Annotated in this window: 1 protein-coding gene; it reads left to right on the top strand. The window is 35.3% G+C overall.

The genetic code is table 11. The features are described 5' to 3' along the window. Positions 1–390 precede the first annotated feature (390 nt). The gene (locus EOK74_RS20670) at positions 391–1,020 is read left to right on the top strand and encodes a thiol:disulfide interchange protein DsbA/DsbL (protein WP_133472020.1); all 630 of its coding nucleotides are present in this window, start codon (positions 391–393) and stop codon (positions 1,018–1,020) included. The last annotated feature ends 231 nt before the right edge of the window (positions 1,021–1,251 follow it).

Below are 1,251 nucleotides of genomic sequence, written 5' to 3'. Positions count from 1 at the left end.
GTTAATTATCACGGGACGATGTAAGTATGTGCTTAGCCCACAGAAAAAAGAAACATACAGAACTTGTAGGTCGGGCTTTAGCCAGTCAGCTCATCTAGCGATGATTATTTTGCTGTTTTAATTGGAAATAATTATTAAATAATAGGCATGATCTAGCTTATATTATTGTTTTTAATGAAGTTAAATTGGTTTTCGTAAATATAATATCCTGTATTTATCCAGAGTCATGGTTTCTACATGGCAAGCTAATAAAAATTCCCCTTTGAAAATCAATAAGTATATGAAAAGATGAAACAAATTAAATACCAGAATCATTATTCCGTTTATTCCTAAAAAGGCTTAAACGTATGGTCTGGCTAATATACTGTTAGACATACAAAAGGAAATAGCATGCATCGTAAATTATCCATGATTATCACATCATTTCTCCTCTTTGTTACAGTTCAGGCCGCTGAGTTTACGGAGGGTGATTATTATCTGGAGATAGAGGGGGAAATAACCAAGAATAAAGAAATAACTGAATTTTTTTCATTCTATTGCCCAGCTTGCTTTAAGCAGGAAGGTTTTATGAACGATCTTAAAGCATCACTTCCAAGTGGTGCTGTTTTTAAGAAAAACCATGTTGATGGTATGCCTGGAAGAAAAGCGGATATAGAGAATTTACTAACCAAGGCTCTAATTACCGCAGAATACCTGAAGGTTGAAGAGCAACTTGTACCAGCTATTTTCAACTACATTCATTTAAATAAAGCAGATTTTTATAGTGAAAAAGACATTAAGAATATATTTTTAGCCAATAACGTTGATGAGAGTAAGTTCGATAAAGTATTTTCAAGCTTTGCTGTTAGCACTGGGGCTAAGAAGATGCAGAAAAATACGAAAGACATTCGTAGACAAGGCTTTACAGGAGTTCCTACATTGATTGTGAATGGCAAATATAAGCCTATAACTAAAAATATAAAAACGATGCAAGAGTATAAAAAGTTAGTACTATTTTTGTTGAATAAAACAGGGCGATAAACGGGCCGTGTTCGATTGATTCAGGGCGGCTAGTATACTGATGAATCCGACGTTAGTTGGCCAAAGCTTACTCTTAGTTGGTTAGTTCACCAATCAATTCAAACAGAAGCGCGCCGTGTGGCTGCTAGCCAAAAATTCAATCATAAAACGACTCGCTGGTTTTATGTTACCCATAATGCTTAGTTCAGTAGGTTTTTCATTGATGATGGGGGCATGTGCTGGCCAAGCATT

Origin of the sequence: Paraglaciecola marina (assembly GCF_004360155.1) — a bacterium.
Taxonomy (GTDB): Bacteria; Pseudomonadota; Gammaproteobacteria; order Enterobacterales; family Alteromonadaceae; genus Paraglaciecola; species Paraglaciecola marina.
Note: the sequence above shows the minus strand (reverse complement) of the source record. Positions and strands in the feature narration are given on the sequence as shown.